12 protein-coding genes are annotated in these 14,922 nt (G+C 65.6%); 8 read left to right on the forward strand and 4 right to left on the reverse strand.

The window, feature by feature from the left end:
• Positions 1–900 (forward strand): alpha/beta hydrolase, encoded by a 900-nt coding sequence (locus AC3WUF_RS05470; protein ID WP_492423205.1) that lies wholly within the window; start codon positions 1–3, stop codon positions 898–900.
• On the opposite strand, the gene AC3WUF_RS05475 is transcribed toward AC3WUF_RS05470, so the two are convergent.
• Positions 897–2,069 (reverse strand): acyl-CoA dehydrogenase family protein, encoded by a 1,173-nt coding sequence (locus tag AC3WUF_RS05475; RefSeq protein ID WP_492423207.1) that lies wholly within the window; start codon positions 2,067–2,069, stop codon positions 897–899. The two genes, AC3WUF_RS05470 and AC3WUF_RS05475, sit on opposite strands and share 4 nt — an antisense overlap.
• Before the next feature lie 105 nt (positions 2,070–2,174).
• Positions 2,175–4,913: a helix-turn-helix transcriptional regulator gene (locus tag AC3WUF_RS05480; RefSeq protein WP_492423209.1), complete on the reverse strand. Its 2,739-nt coding sequence runs from the start codon at positions 4,911–4,913 to the stop codon at positions 2,175–2,177.
• Positions 4,914–5,117: 204 nt separating this feature from the next.
• Between AC3WUF_RS05480 and AC3WUF_RS05485 the strand changes: the two genes are divergently transcribed.
• The gene (locus tag AC3WUF_RS05485; protein ID WP_492423573.1) at positions 5,118–6,674 is read left to right on the forward strand and encodes a long-chain-fatty-acid--CoA ligase; all 1,557 of its coding nucleotides are present in this window, start codon (positions 5,118–5,120) and stop codon (positions 6,672–6,674) included.
• A 53-nt stretch (positions 6,675–6,727) separates the two neighbouring features.
• On the opposite strand, the gene AC3WUF_RS05490 is transcribed toward AC3WUF_RS05485, so the two are convergent.
• The gene (locus AC3WUF_RS05490; RefSeq protein ID WP_492423211.1) at positions 6,728–7,132 is read right to left on the reverse strand and encodes a hypothetical protein; all 405 of its coding nucleotides are present in this window, start codon (positions 7,130–7,132) and stop codon (positions 6,728–6,730) included.
• Positions 7,133–7,438: 306 nt separating this feature from the next.
• Between AC3WUF_RS05490 and AC3WUF_RS05495 the strand changes: the two genes are divergently transcribed.
• The 6 genes from AC3WUF_RS05495 (at position 7,439) to AC3WUF_RS05520 (ending at position 13,792) form a co-directional block, all read left to right on the forward strand.
• On the forward strand, positions 7,439–7,690 hold the full coding sequence (locus tag AC3WUF_RS05495; protein WP_492423213.1) for a hypothetical protein: 252 nt from the start codon (positions 7,439–7,441) through the stop codon (positions 7,688–7,690).
• Positions 7,691–7,822: 132 nt separating this feature from the next.
• Positions 7,823–8,053 carry a hypothetical protein gene (locus tag AC3WUF_RS05500; protein WP_492423215.1) on the forward strand — a complete coding sequence of 77 codons (231 nt, stop codon included), beginning with the start codon at positions 7,823–7,825 and terminating at the stop codon, positions 8,051–8,053.
• Between the two features lie 15 nt (positions 8,054–8,068).
• Positions 8,069–8,632, forward strand: coding sequence for a response regulator (locus AC3WUF_RS05505; protein ID WP_492423217.1), 564 nt, complete (start codon positions 8,069–8,071; stop codon positions 8,630–8,632).
• A gap of 36 nt (positions 8,633–8,668) precedes the next feature.
• Complete coding sequence (locus AC3WUF_RS05510) at positions 8,669–9,043, forward strand: response regulator (protein ID WP_492423219.1); 375 nt, start codon at positions 8,669–8,671, stop codon at positions 9,041–9,043.
• 163 nt (positions 9,044–9,206) lie between these two features.
• Positions 9,207–10,664 (forward strand): response regulator, encoded by a 1,458-nt coding sequence (locus AC3WUF_RS05515; protein WP_492423221.1) that lies wholly within the window; start codon positions 9,207–9,209, stop codon positions 10,662–10,664.
• Positions 10,661–13,792: a hybrid sensor histidine kinase/response regulator gene (locus AC3WUF_RS05520; RefSeq protein ID WP_492423223.1), complete on the forward strand. Its 3,132-nt coding sequence runs from the start codon at positions 10,661–10,663 to the stop codon at positions 13,790–13,792. The genes AC3WUF_RS05515 and AC3WUF_RS05520 overlap by 4 nt, the downstream gene beginning before the upstream one ends.
• Here AC3WUF_RS05520 and AC3WUF_RS05525 read toward each other — a convergent pair.
• Entirely contained in the window at positions 13,784–14,887 is a 1,104-nt protein-coding gene (locus tag AC3WUF_RS05525; RefSeq protein WP_492423225.1) for a hybrid sensor histidine kinase/response regulator, read from the reverse strand. The genes AC3WUF_RS05520 and AC3WUF_RS05525 overlap by 9 nt on opposite strands.
• Between the last annotated feature and the right edge of the window lie 35 nt (positions 14,888–14,922).

The following is a 14,922-nucleotide window of genomic DNA, read 5'->3' on the forward strand; positions in this document are numbered from 1 at the left end:
ATGGCGGTAGGAATTGTGGCGAAACTCAAGCTGGCGGCCATCCGCCCGCTGGCGCCGCTGGCGATCGCCTACAAGTGGCGCGGCAGGAAGGCGCGGAACCTGAGCGTCAGCAACGAGACGATGCCGGTCAACGGCGGCACGATCCGCCTGCGCATCTACAAGCCGCTGGGCGACGGGCCATTCCCTGTGCTGCATTTCTTCCACGGCGGCGGCTGGGTCTTCGGCAATCTCGAAACCCATGACGCCCTGTGTCGCGACCTCTGCGTCGAGTCGCGGCGGCTGGTCGTTGCCTTCGACTACCGGCTCGCGCCGGAATACCCGTTCCCGATCCCGATTGAAGACTGCCTGGCGTCGCTGGCCTGGATGCAGGACAACGTGCGGCGTCTGGGCGGCGATCCCGATTCGATCGTGGTCTGCGGCGACAGCGCCGGCGGCAACCTCGCCGCGGTCGCTGCCCAGCAGGCGCGCCGGCTGTATCCCGACATGCTCAAGGGCCAGATCCTGATCTACCCGGTGACCGATCACTGCGCGTTTGCCGACCGCGAGTCGTACCGCAAGTACAGCGGCAAGCAATACGGCCTGACCCACAAGAGCATGTCCGAGTTGTGGGCGTACTACCTGCACCGCAGTCCGCTGTGGCAGGCCGGCATGCAGTCCCATGAACTGGCGACGCCGCTGCATACCCAGGATCTCAGCGGGCTGCCGCGCACCTTGTTCGTGCTGGCCGAGGAAGACGTCCTGCACGACGAAGCCACCGACTACGCGAAGCGCCTGACCGATGCCGGCATTGCCACGGCAGTCGAGCGCTATCCGACGCAGCAGCACGGCTTCGTCGGCCTCGAGCCCACGCCGGCCTATCGCAAGGCGGTTGCCGATATTGCCGCGTGGCTCGGTGCCTAGCGCCCCAGCATCGAGCGGGCGATGACTTCCTTCATGATTTCCGAAGTGCCGCCGTAGATGCGCTGTACGCGCGCATCGACGAAGTAGCGCGAGATCGGGTACTCGACCATGTAGCCGTAGCCGCCGAACAGCTGCAGGCAGCGATCGGCGACGCGGAACTGGTTTTCCGCCGAGGCCAGCTTGCACATCGCGGCGGTCGGAACGTCCAGCGCGTTGGCGGCGTACAGGCGTGCGCATTGCGCGACGAAAGCCTTGACCAGTTCGGTGTCGGTCTTCATCTGCGCCAGTTCGAAGCGGGTGTTCTGGAAACTCGACAGGCTCTGGCCGAAGGCCTTGCGCGTGCGCACGTAGTCGACCGTCGCCGCCATCGCGCCTTCCGCGGCGGCGACAGCGCCGACCGACAGCACCAGCCGTTCGCGCGCCAGCTCATCGACCAGATGACCGAAACCGTTGCCGAGCTGGCCGAGCACGGCGCTGCGCGGAACCCGCACGTCGCTATAAAACAGCTCGGAGGTATCGGCGCAATGCTGGCCGATCTTCTCCAGATTGCGGCCACGCGAGAATCCCGTAGTTGTCGTGTCGACCAGCAGCAGCGTCTTGCCACGCGCGCCGGCCGTCGGGTCGGTGACCGCAACGGTGATCACCAGATCCGCGTGCTGGCCGTTGGTGATGAAGGTCTTGGAGCCGTTGATGACGTAGTGATCGCCATCCAGCACCGCTGATGTCTTGAGGCCCTGCAGGTCCGAGCCGGCGCCCGGTTCGGTCATCGCGATGGCGCCGACATACTCACCGGCGGCCAGCTTCGGCAGGTAGTGACGCTTCTGTTCTTCGCTGCCGAGATGGCTGATGTACTGCGTGACGATGTCGGAGTGCACGGCGATGTTGCCGATCAGCGCGCCGTAGCCGCGGCGGCCGATCTCCTCGACGACCGCGCAGGAATACGCAAACGGCGCGCCCTGGCCGCCGTAGGCTTCCGGCGCATCGACGCACAGCAGGCCGGCGTCGCCGAGCGTCTTCCACAGGCTGCGCGGCGTGATGCCGTCTTTTTCCCACTCGGCATAGTGAGGCGCGATCTCGCGATCGATGAACTTGCGGATGTTGTCACGGAACAGTTCCAGCTCCGCGTCGGTTTCAGGAAGGCTGGAAGGAATCGTCTGCGGGTTGCCCATGCTCATCGCTCATCTGGCGCGCCGCAATCGGCTGCGCGGGAGCGCTATGGTGGAACAGCGCTGTTCGAGCGGAGCCTGTCCATTGGACAGGGGCGGAGGCGGGCTCTATCGGCTGGCTGCCGCTCGCTCGCGTGCTTTCGCGAGCGCATCTTCCTTGGAGAACGCGCCGAGCTTGCCGTAGATGTTGCGCAGATGCCATTTGACGGTGCCGGGTGAAAGATTCAGTTCGCGGGCGATGCTCTTGGTCGACAGCGCGCGGCCGAGCAGATCGAGAATCTCGCGCTCACGCACCGTCAGCAGCTTGTCCGCCAGCGTCGGATCGGCTGGTGCGGCGCCGGCGTTCACCGGCGCCGCATCGATGTCGGCACCCGGAAGCTGCGCGGATTCGATGCCGCTCATGAACTCGCTGACATCGGCTGCGTTCAACAGCGGCGCGAGCGCCAGCACGGATTGCCGCAGCGCCGGCGTCAGATCGGCGAACACTCGCCGCATGCCGAGGCTCATCGCCATGCGCAGCTGGTCGCGCAGAAGTTCGACCGCCTGCGGCTGCTGCCCGGCGCACAGCAGCAGGTGAGCGCGCAGCAGCGCGCAGTGGATCTCCGCAACTCTGCGCCCCGATTGCCGTGCGAGATCGGCGGCGTGATCGACGAGCGCCAGCGTGGCCGGTTCGCTGGCTTGCATCACGCAAGCCTGATTGGCTTGCGCCAGCGCGGCCGCGAGCGGAATCTCGCTGCGCATGTTGCCGCGCTGGTCCATCCAGGGCTGGGCGGTGAAGTCGAGGCGTCTGAGCAACTCCTCCGCGCGCAGCGGCTCGTTCATTTCGAGGGCGAGCAGAATCTGGTCGTGCAGACTCCAGGCAACGATGCGGTCGAGGTTCATGCGCAGGCCGCGCTCTTCCAGATCCTGCAGCGTCTTCAGCGCGCTGGCGTGATCGCCATCGAGCTTCTCGATCTGGGCGCGGCTGCGGTAGGCGTACATCATCGAGTCGGAAGGCCCGATCGCCTCGATCAGCTCAAGCCGCTGATCGAGCAGCTCGCGGACTTCGTCGATGCGGTTGGACTGATAAAGCCCCTCCATCAGATATCCGTAGACGATGCCGTTGGCGCCCGAGTCGGCGCCGGTGAATTGCTGGCCGGCCTCGACGACGACCTGCAACTGCTCGACCGCGCGCTGGACCTGGCCTTCGAGCAGGTAGCTGAAGCCGACCCAGCAATCGACCAGCGGCACGATCTGGCGTCGGCTTTCACCGCCGCGGAAACGCAGCCGCGCGGTTTCGCGCACGGCATCGTAGCGGCCCGCGTACGCCAGCTGATGGCAGCGTATCGACGTCAGCATCAGACCCGAACTGCTGTCCGGCGCCGGAGGGTGGCGCTCGACCTCGGCCACCGCGCGTTGCTGGCCGTCCGGGTCGTCGGTGCGCAGGCCGTGGTAGGCCTTCAACAGCTGCAGCTCCGTCTGCGCTTCGGGCTGGGTTGCCTGCGGGTGTTGTTCGATGCCGGCCACGGTGCGTTCGAAATCCCGCAGCCGTCCGCAGGACAGTTGCGCGAGCGCCAGGCTCAGCGATGCGCCGAGGCGTTCGGCGAGCAGCTCCGGCGGCACCTTCTCGCACCAGCGCAGGTATTCGAAGTACTGAGCGGAATTTGTCAGCCGGCGCGCGTACTGATCGATCAGGTCGACCAGCAGCTGTGCATCACCCGACAGCACGGCATGGCGCAGCGCCTCGGTCTGCAGCTGTTGCCGCGCAAACCAGTGGGTTGCGCGGATATGCAATTGCTGCAGCGTCTGATTGCCGAAGCGGCGCAGGCGCTTTTCAAGAAAGCTCGCGAACAGTGGATGAAAGCGATACCAGGGCTCGTCGTCGTCGGTATCGATCGGCAGCAGGAACAGATTCTCCGCTTCGAACTTGCGCAGATGCTCGCCGGCCGCGGCGTCACCGCTGACCGCCTCGCACAGCTCGCGATTGAAGCGGCGGCAGATCGAGATGCGCGTCAGGAAATCCAGCTCGGCAGCCTGCAGAAGGCCGATCACGGTCTGCGCCAGATAATCGTCGAGCGCCTGGGCCTGGGTCATCGACAGGGATTCCGGATGCTCCAGAAAGCCGCCGGTGCGACCGTCGTTGCGTATCGAGAATGTCAGCAGCTGCAGACCCGCGGCCCAGCCGTCGGTGATGCGATGCAGGTTGCCGAGCTGGCCGGCATCGAGCGTCGGCAGGCCCTGGGTTTCGACGAAGCGCCGCGTTTCGTCGACATCGAAGCGCAGCTGGCCGAATCCCAGTTCGACCAGCTGGTCCTCAGAGCGCAGGCGCACCAGTTCCAGCGGCGGACTGACCCGCGTCGCCAGCACGAAATGCAGCGCGGGCGGTGCCAGCGCGATCCAGCGATTGAGCAGTTGCAGGACCGCGAACGAAGACAGGAACTGGAAGTTGTCGATGACCAGATAGATTTCGCGCTCGGCGTCGTCGCAGTCGTTGACCAGCGAAGCGAGCAGATGCTGCCAGGCCGTGCCGCCGGAGCTGAGGAACAGCTGCAGGCCTTCGTTGCCGATGGTCAGCCCGGATTGCCGCAGCGCTTCGACCAGATAGCTGGCGATGCGCAGCTCATCGTCGTCCGGCCCCGCGCTGTACCAGGCGACGCGCGCGCCGGATTCAAGCAGCTGCTTGCGCCATTGCACCAGCAGGCTGGTCTTGCCGCTGCCGGCCGGGCCGACCAGCAGATGCAGCTTGCGCGAACGGCGCCGGTCGAGCTGTTCCAGCAATGCGCGGCGCTCGACCGGCGCGCTGCCGATGCGCGGCGGCGCGAGCTTGGTCCGGATCAGCGGTAGCGTTGGGTCCAGGGGCGCGGTCATGGCCTGGTGTTCGATGCGGCATTCGGTGAAGCAGCGGGCTTCGATTTAAGCACGGGCGAGGCTAGCTCATTCGCCCAGGGGCCACCCCTGCCAAACGGGGAGGGGGAACCCGGAGGGAGGGGCAGGTTCGCCGCGCGCATCCTCCCGGTAATCTTGGCGGTATCGGCCCGACCGTCCGGGCAGGAGTGGAGCGACATGTCTCGAATGATGCTGACCCAGTCCCTGCATCGCGCAATGCGCCTGCAACCACAGCAGATCGCCACCTGCTACGGCGAGCGTTCGCGCAGCTATGCGGATCTGGGCGATCGCGTTGCGCGGCTCGCGGCCGGCCTGATCCAGCTCGGCCTGCAGCCCGGCGACCGGGTCGGCGTCCTGTCGCTGAACTCCGATCGCTATTTCGAAACTTTGTTCGCGGTGTGGTGGGCCGGCGGCGTCGTCAATCCGATCAACGTCCGCTGGAGTTCGCGCGAGATTGCCTTCTCTTTGGAGGACTGCAATACGCGCATCCTGATCGTCGACGAGAACTTCGCGCCGATGGTGCGCGAGCTCGGCGAACGCGCGCGCTGTCTGCACACGATCATTCACGCTGGCGACGGTGCCGCGCCGGCCGGCATGTTCGACTATGAGCAGTTGATCGCCGAGCACGCGCCGGCGCAGGACGCGGCGCGCGGCGGCGACGATCTGGCCGGTGTGTTCTACACCGGCGGCACGACGGGCAAGGCCAAGGGCGTGATGCTGTCGCACGCCAATCTTTACGGCAATGCCTTGGCCAGCCTCTCCGAAGGGATTGCCGACGACGACGACATCGCCCTGCATGTGGCGCCGATGTTTCATCTGGCCGACATCATCTTCCTGCTGATCGCCTCGATGCGCGGGCTGCGACAGGTGATCTGCGCCCGCTTCTCGCCGGAGCTGGTGTTCGCCGCCATCGAGACGCACGCCGTCAGCAATGCGCTGCTGGTGCCGACGATGATCCAGATGCTCGTCGACGATCCGCGTCGCGAGCAGTTCAAGCTGCAGGCGCTGCAGCGCATCATGTACGGCGCCTCGCCGATCAGCGAAGCGGTGCTCGATCGTGCAATGGCCTGCTTCCCCGGCGTGCGCTTCACGCAGTGCTACGGCCAGACCGAGATGTCGCCGGTCGTCAGTATCCTCAAGCCGCGATATCACGCCGATGCCAGTCTGCGCTCGAAGCTGCGTTCGGCCGGGCGCCCGATGATCGGCGTCGAGGTTCGCATCCTCGACACGGAAGGGCGCGAGTGCCCGCGCAACGTCGTCGGCGAGATCGCGACGCGCGGACCCGGAGTCATGCAGGGTTACTGGAACAATCCGGAGCAGACCGCCGCGGCGATGCGCGACGGCTGGCTGCTGACCGGCGACGGCGCTTACATGGATGACGACGGCTTCCTGTTCATCGTCGATCGCGTCAAGGACATGATCGTCAGCGGCGGCGAGAACGTGTATTCCGCCGAAGTCGAGAACGCCATCGCGCAACATGCAGCGGTGGCGACCTGCGCCGTCATCGGCATTCCCGATCCGCGCTGGGGAGAGACCGTGCATGCCGTCATCGTGCTCAAGCCCGATGCGCCTGCGCCGGACGCCGCAGCGATCCAGCTGCATTGCCAGGCGCTGATCGCCGGCTACAAATGCCCGCGCAGCGTCGAGTTCCGCGAGGCACTGCCGTTGTCCGGCGCCGGCAAGGTGCTGAAGACCGTGCTTCGCGAGCCCTGGTGGAGTCAGTCATCGCGCCAGGTGGGATGAGGCGTACGCCGTAAAGCAATCGCCCGCGCCTTCTCAGGCGCGGGCGATTCCGTTCAGGCGTCGGGCGCGCTGTGCTGCGCCTCGACCGTGGCACGCTTGCGCTGCTTTTTCTGTTTGATCTCCAACTTTCTTGCGTCGGCCTGTTCCTTGTGCGTCGGCGTGTTGATGTGCGCCAGCTTGTACAGAATCTGATCCCGGCCCTCGCTGAGCGTGCGGTGCAGTTCGCTGCGGGTATGGCCGATCAGGCGCACGGTCTGCTTGCCGCTGTCGACGATCACCTCCTTGGCCGCGTGCAGAATCTGGACGCCGGTTTTTGCAATGTCCTTGCCGTGCACGGTGACGAGACTTGCGGTGGTCCTGGCTTCACCGATCAGTTGCTTCGCATTGCCGATGAGCTGACTCGTATTCATCGCGAACTCCTTGTGGTCTCGTAAGTCTTCGTGAGCGTGGATCGTCAATGCGGAACTCCGGGGAGCTGGTGCATCGACGACGATGCAGTGCCGGAGTCAGGGTCCGCGAGAAACATGCCCAGCCGGTGTGCTCGATCGATCTCACCTTGATCGAGCCGCAGGATCGAGTCGCAGACGGCGCGCATCGTTCAATTTGCAATGCGCCGATTACCGAACGAATTGCTTCAATGCATCTTGCATGGGGCCTGTATTTAATATCCTTAAAAAACAAATAGATAAGGATGGCCCGGTAATTGAGTGCAAAAGGGCGCAGCGGTGCTCAAGAGGTCAGGCACCGATTACCAGAGAGCTTCAATGACGCTGAAAGGAAAGATTCAAGCGCTCGCCGAACGAGTGATTCGCGGGCATACCCGGTTCAAGGAGGTCGAGGTCCCGGAGCTCAAGACGCAGCTCCGGTCGGACCGCGGCAGATCGTGCCCGGACTGTCTGGGCGCGCTGCATCGCGACAACTCGACGCAGCCCGGCAGCCACTCGTTCATGGGCTCGCTGGCGCTGTACTGCTGCGGAATCTGTGGCGGCAGCTGGATTCTGACCGTACGCCATTAGTCGCTTCGCTTGGGTGCTGCACAAGATCGCTACATCAAAAGGGGTTAAGCCATGACGCAATGCACGGAATGCAGAATTCTGGAAACCAAGCCGCTTAGAGCGGATGTCCCGGACCACCTGAAGAGTTTCATCGTGCGCGACAAATTGTTCGGTCTGAAGAACATCACCGGATACGAGTGCCGCAAGTGCGGCTCGCTGTGGCGCTGGCATGCGTCGCAGAGCTGGGTGTTCATCGCCGCGCCGAAGAGTCGCGTGATACCCAAGCCCGCAACGCCGGTGCACGCCCAGCCTGGTGGCGGCGAAGCCCGGCCGGCCGTGCCGCGGCAACGCTTTCCTGCGCGTGCATCCGCCGCGCTGACCTGAACGGAATACCTTGCCATGCGGAGTTGGGCGTATGCTCCAAAGGACGGCCGGATCATCGACAGGCCCGATGGAAACGAAAGCGCGCTGGACGGCTTTCAGACATCCGCCCGAGCCAGGGTATTCATGTTGAGGACCGCTGATGTCGATGTTGAGCGCGGGCGGCAGGCGATGAACGACAACGACGCGGACGACACAGCCGCAGCCAAGGCGCCATTGCGAATTCTGGTCGCGGACGACAACGAAGATGCGGCGGCATCGCTGTCGATCCTGTTGCAGCTGGAAGGCTACGAGGTCGAGACGGTCTACGACGGCCTCGAAGCAGTGGCCCGGGCCGCGACGCTGCTGCCCGACCTGGTCATTCTCGATATCGGCATGCCGGGCCTCAACGGCCACGACGCCGCCCGCGAGATCCGCAAGCGCTGTTCGCATCCGATCAGGTTTGTCGCACTGACCGGTTGGGGCCAGCCGAACGATCGCCAGCTGTCGCAGGAAGCCGGCTTCGATGCGCATCTGGTGAAGCCCGTCGAATTTTCCGCGCTCACCGAGTTGCTGAGCCAGTGGACGGGGCAGGCCTCGTAGAGAAAACGCCTCGCTACGACGCTGAGCGGCCTGAACGTGCTGGTGGTCGACGACGATCAGGACACGCGCGATCTGATGCGGGTATTGCTCGTTGCCGCGGGGGTGACCACGCGCCTGACATCATCGTTCGAAGCGGCACTCGCCGCACTGCAGGAAGAAGTTCCGGACGTGCTGCTGTCCGACATCGGCCTTGCCGGCCGGGACGGCTTCGAGCTGATTCGCGCGATCCGCGCCGGCGCCGTGCCGGCCGCTCGCGGTATCCCGGCGATCGCGATCACCGAGCTGTCCCGCGCGCAGGATCGCGTCGCCTTGCTGCGCGCCGGTTTCCAGGCGCACCTGACCAAACCCATCGAGCCCGCCGAGCTGACGGCGCTCATCTCGGCGATCTCCCGCCAAGGATCGATCCGATGACGAGGGCCTGACTTCGCAGCACTGGCCGCAGTTCAGCCTCAGTTCAGGGCTTGAGTTGCCTCCTAATCGCAGTGATACCGAAAGCGATCAGCGCTTTCTCTGGGGGAGCAACGTGATTCCGGCGCAAGACCGACCTTCGCATGGCCCGACGGCGGAGCAGGCCGTGCCTGTGATTTGCCTGCCGGTGCTGCTGGACGCTCCCGCCGTGCGCACGCTCGCAGAGGCCTTGCGCAACTGCGCGCATCAGCCGGCCCTGCGGGATGCCGGTGTGGCCGAGACGGTTCGAGCGGCGGCAACGATCGTCCAGCAGCACAAGCCGGACGTGATCGTTGCTGGGTTCGCGCCGGACGACGCTACCGGTGCCGGACTGCTGGGCGCGCTGCACACGGCGGCGCCCGATGCGCAGATCATTTTCTACGTGCAGCAATGCAGCGATGCAGCGGCGGCATCCGCGCTGCGCGCGGGCGCGTTCGACGTGATCCAGGCGCCGGCGCCGGAACGCCTGGCCGCGGCGATCGACCGTGCGATCGATCGGGCTGCGATGCGGCGTTATCTGGAGCAGGCGCAGAGAGATCTCGTCGGCGCGCATCACGCTGAATTTCTGCCGATGATGATGGACGCATTGGCACACGATCTGCGCAACATGCTGCAGCCGCTCACTTACTCGGCGCAGATTCTCAAGCGATCTGCCGATGCCGGCATGCAATCTTTGCAGGAATCGCTCGAAGGCAGCACGCAGCGCGGCCTCGACGTCGTCGCGGCGATGCTTGCCTTTGGCAGCGACCGCTCGCGCGGTCGCGGCGTCATGGATGTGCAGGAGCTGATCCGCACGGTGCGCCTGCTGCTGCCGACCAGTTTGGCGCGCAGGGTCGCGATCTCCTGCGACTCGCCCCTGGTCACGGTCCGTTGTGGTCCGCACCAGATCGAGCTTGAGCAGTGTCTGCTGGCCTTGGCCAGGCGAGCGCTGCGGCATCTGCCCAACGGCAGCAAGCTCGCGATTCGAGTCGAACGACGCGAAGAGGCGGGCAAGCCTTTCGTCTGCTTTGGCGTCGAGGCGAGCGGGGCCGGCCCCGCCTGGCCTCCCGCCGCGGACAATCGCGAACTGTTGCTGTGCCGTGTGCTGGCGGCCCGCCATGGCGGCAGCGTGCGCGTGGACCAGACCTCGTCCGGCAAGGAGAGCATCGAAGTCCTGCTGCCGCAGCTGGAAAGGGCGCGCAGCGGCGAAGCGGGCGAGCGCAGGGTGCTCATCGCCGCCGACGATGAGACCGCTCCGGCACTGATGGAGGCCGGCGTCGCCGCCGGCTTCAAGGTTGCGCCCGTCGCCAACAGCGGGGCTGCGGAGGAATACCTGCTCGGCGCGTCGATGCCGGAGTTCGCGATCATCGATGCGGACCTGTCGCAGCTGGAAGGCGCCCGCGTGTTTTCCCTGCTTCGAGCGCGCGGCTTCAGCGGCCGCATGGTCCTGCTCACGTCGCCGGGTTCCGAGCTGGGCCTCAACAGCGCCGACGAGTCGGTCTTCTACATGACCAAGCCGGCGCATGGCGATCGCATATTCGGCGTCCTCGACGATGAGAACCTGACCTCACACGCCTCGCCGAAGGCCGACGGGGTCGTGGCGTGACGACCGGAGCCCCGCTGCGTCGGCGCATCTTGACGGTGGCGATTGTCGTCATCGTTCCGCTGCTGGCCGCGTCGGCTTACATGCTCTGGAAGAGCGACGAGGAACGCCAGGCTGAAGCACTGCGCACCAGCCTCGACGCCGCTCGCATGGTGGGTGCCGCCATGGACGTGGAAGTCGAGAAATCCCTGTCCGTGCTGCAGGGCCTCGCCGCGCTGCCCCAGCTCGACGACGCCGACCCCAGCGATCTCAGCGAGGTGCTCACCCGCACGCTCGCCAAGATGCCCAGCTGGTACGCCATCACGCTCGCCGCGCCGGATCGCAGTGCGCTGGTGCATGCCGTCGAGCCTGAAGGCGAATTCGTGTCGGATGGCGTGGAGACGTTCAGCCGTGTCATCGCGACGCAGAAGGCGGTTGTGGGTTTGCTGGCACGCGATGCGGATGGCCGCTGGGGCTTGCCGATTCGAGTGCCCGTCATCCGTGAGGGAACACTGCGCTACGTGCTGACCGCCGTCCTCAAACCCGATGCGGTGCAGGCCCTGCTGTTTGCCCAAGAACTGCCGCAGGACTGGATCGTCTCCATCTTCGATGGCGGCGACAACCGCCTCGCGAGGACGCGTGACCATCTGACGTCGATCGGTGGAATGCCGTCGCCCTCGCTCACGAAGCTGATGATCGGCGGGAAAAAGGAAGGAACCGGCGTTACCGAGTCGATCGACTCGGTCGAGATGGTCACCGCTTTCCGCCATCTTCCCGTTTCGGGCTGGACGGTCGCGGTCGGTATTCCCACCGAGCCCATCGCGCTGATCGCGCTGCAGGATGTCAGGCTGTTCGCGGCCGGTCTGGGCGGCTCGCTGCTCGCCATGTTGCTCGCGAGCTGGATTGTCGGCGGCGGCATCGGCCGACCGCTGAGTGCCCTGCGGCGGGCCGTGGAGCAGACCGGGCGCGACGAGCCGCCGTCGTTCCAGCCCTCCGGCATCCGCGAGATCGACGCGATCGGTGAAGCTCTCTTGCTGTCCTCGCACGGCCAGCGGCACATCCAGGCGGAACGCCTGCGCACCCAACAGGAACTCGTGTCCACGCAGGAAGGCCTGCGTCAGCAGCTCGACGATCTGCAGCGGGTTCATGGGCTCAGCAGCGAGCTGCTGCAGCACGACACGCTCGATGGTCAGCTCCTCGCCGTGCTGTATTCCATGTGCGAGCTGCACGGCAGTTCCCGCGGCCTCGCATCGCTTGCGGCACAGGGCGCCGACGGCCTGCAGCTGCGCGCCGTCCTCGGCTTCTCCGACACCCTGTCCGAGAAGCTTGCGCATGTGCGCGCCGGCAAGGGCGCGTGCGCACTCGCGCTGCTCAGCGGCCGGCGCATCATCATTTCGAATACCGAATCCGATCCGGCCTACGCCGATCTTCGCGACTGGTGTCAGGCTGAAGACGTCCGCGCCGTTCACAGCACGCCGATCCGCAGCAGCGACGATCGTGTGCTGGGCGTGCTCACCGTCTACCTGGACACGCCGCGCGCGCCGACCGCGCGCGAACGCCAGCTTTCCGACCTCTGTGCCCAGCTCAGCGCCCAGTTCGTCGAGCGCACGCTCGCGAGGGGTGAGGCGGTCCGATCGGAACAGAATCTGCACATCGCGCTCGATTCGGCGTCGGTGCCGTTCAGTATTTTGAGCCCGCAGCACGACGCCGATGGCGCGGTCACCGACTTCACCTGGGACTACGTCAATCTGGCCGCCGCCGAGATGCTGCAGAGCAGCGCGGCGGAGATCGCCGGGAAAGGCCTGCGTGAGGTGACCTCGGAGCACTGGCCGGATGCCGGCATCTTCGAATCCTGTGCCGACGTGGTCGCAAACGATGCGCCGCGCACCTGGGAATTCTCAACGACCACGAAGAACCAGCCGCAGTGGCTGCACATCGTCGCCACGCCGTTCAGCGGACGCATCGCCGTCTGGTGGTCGGATATCACCGAACGCAAGGCGCAGGAGCAGAATCTCCAGGAAGCGGATCGGCGAAAGGACGAGTTCATCGCGATCCTCGCGCATGAACTGCGCAATCCGCTGGCGCCGATCCAGCAGGCCACCAAGATTGCCCGTTCGACGGCTTCCAATGAAGCGCAGAAGCGCTGGAGCCACGATGTCATTGAGCGGCAGGTCGGCCAGATGGCGGTGCTCCTCGACGATCTGCTCGACGTTTCCCGGATCACGCGCGGGCATCTCGAGTTGAGGCGAGCGCGGATCGAGCTGCGCAGCGTCATCGACAGCGCGCTGGAAACCGCGATGCCGCACATCGACTCGCGCAAACATCAGATCCGGATCGACATCCCCGATCGTTCGATTCCGGTCGACGCGGACTCGATGCGGCTGGCGCAGGCGATCACCAATCTGCTGACCAATGCGGCGCGCTACACCGATGCCGGCGGCAAGATCGTTCTGTCCGTCACGGTCGACAACGACGAGGCCACTATCAGCGTCGAGGACAACGGTATCGGCATTCCCGCCGAGCACCTTGGCAAGTTGTTTGAAATGTTTTCGCAGGTGCACGCCAAGCGTTCGACGACCAACAGCGGCCTGGGCATCGGCCTCGCGCTTTCGCGCGCCGTTGTCACGATGCATGGCGGCACGCTGACCGCCGAAAGTCGGGGCAACGGGCTCGGCAGCCGCTTCCTGCTGAAGCTGCCGGTGGCCGCGACGGCCAAGGCGCCGCTTTCGCTGGTGAAGCCGCAGCGTGCGCGGGAACAGTTGCGCGTACTCGTTGCAGACGACAATCGCGACGCTGCGGATACGCTGATGAGCCTGCTGCAGCTCGAAGGCCACGACGTGATCGTTGCCTACGACGGCGAACAGGCCGCGACGCTGTACGAACAGACGTACCCCAACGTGGTACTGCTCGACATCGGCATGCCGCGGCTCAATGGCTACGAGGTCGCGCGCCGGATCCGGGCAGCCGTGCCGAAAGACGAACCGCCGGTGTTGATTGCATTGACCGGCTGGGGGCAGGATCAGGACAAGCAGCAGGCGCGCGACGCCGGCTTCGATCATCACCTGACCAAGCCGGTCGATCCCGACAAGCTGCTCGAACTGCTCGGCCGTCTGCGCGACGGCGACAGTCCGGGCCTGGCGCGCCTAGCCTGAAGCCCGCTTCGCGACCGCTTGCCGCGGCAGGAACAAGCTGAACTCGGTACCTTTCTCGGCATCGGAACTGACCTTCACCTCGCCGCCGTGCCGCTGCGTCAGTTCGCGCACGATATAGAGCCCCAGTCCGAGGCGTTCCGCCGAATCGCCGTCACCGCGGAACGGCTCGAAGATCTGCGGCAGCAGTTCCTTGCGGATGGTGCCCGCGTTGGCGACGCGAATCCGGATGGCTGCCGGATCCTGTCCGTCGATGACGACGCGGATCGGCTGCGACAGGTCGCCGTGATGCGCGGCATTGCCGAGCAGGTTGCCGAGGACTTGCCCCACGCGTGCGCGGTCCCAGGCACCGACGGTGTCGCCTCGCGCATCGAGTTCGATATGGCAGCGATAGACCTGCTGAACCTCGTCCAGCAGCGAGTCGGCGAGTTCGCGCATGTCCATCGTGTCGACGTTGAGCGCCATCGAACCGCTGCGCAGGCGCACCATTTCGAGCAGCTGCTCGATCATCTGCGACATGCGGCGCGTGCTGTTGCCGATTCGCTCGCCGGCTTCCTTGGCCTGCGGATCCGAAGCGGTGCGCGCGAGCAGGCGCGCGTTGAGTGCAATCGCGTTGAGCGGTCCGCGCAGGTCGTGGCCCAACGCGGCGGTGAAGATTTCGTTGAGGCGCAGGGACTCCTGCAGCGCGACCAGCTGTTCGCCCAGCACCGCCTGCTGCCGATAGAGCTTGACGAAGACATCGACCTTGCTGCGCAGCTCGTGAAGATCGAGCGGCTTATGCAGGAAATCGACGGCGCCGGCTTCGTAGCCGCGGAACGTGCGATGTTCGCTGGGCTCGCTGGCGGTGAGGAAGATGATCGGGATGTCGCGCGTGCGCGGGCTGCCGCGCATCAGCTCGGCGAGCTCGAAGCCATCCATCTCCGGCATCCGCACATCCACCAACGCCAGCGCGACCTGCTCCTGCAGCAGCAGCTCCAGCGCCTGGCGGCCGGATCTGGCCGTGATCAAACGCAGGTCCGGACGATCGAGCGCGGCGCCGAGCAGCAGCAGGTTCTGCTCCACGTCGTCGACGGCAAGTACCGACACTGTGCGTTTCATCGCCTCGTCCCCACCGGTCCCATGCAGCGCATCTT

The sequence above is a fragment of the Fontimonas sp. FW305-C-3 genome (assembly GCF_058783185.1).